The organism is Salinimicrobium oceani, from assembly GCF_012037645.1.
The window spans coordinates 1-334 of sequence record NZ_JAAVJR010001277.1; the positions used below are offsets into that span (position 1 = coordinate 1).

A 334-nucleotide genomic window follows, 5' to 3' on the forward strand; every position below is an offset into this window, starting at 1 on the left:
AGCACTGGTAGAAAATTGCCTGCCGTACGCCAACAAATCTATTCGAATTGGGATCACCGGCGTACCGGGTGTTGGAAAAAGTACTTTTATTGAAGCTTTTGGAACTTTTCTGGCAGATAATAACAAAAGAGTTGCTGTTCTGGCAGTTGATCCTACCAGCAGTGTTACCGGCGGAAGTATTCTTGGCGATAAGACCCGGATGGAAACCCTGGTCAATCATGAAAATGCCTTCATTCGCCCTTCTCCCTCCGGAGATTCCCTGGGAGGCGTGGCAAAAACAACCCGCGAAACCATCATTTTATGCGAGGCTGCAGGATTTGATACTTTGCTCATT

At 47.0% G+C, this 334-nt stretch carries 1 pseudogene; it reads left to right on the top strand.

Annotated elements, in window-relative coordinates:
• Positions 1–334 (top strand): annotated as a pseudogene (locus HC175_RS21820) (methylmalonyl Co-A mutase-associated GTPase MeaB); the annotation flags it as partial.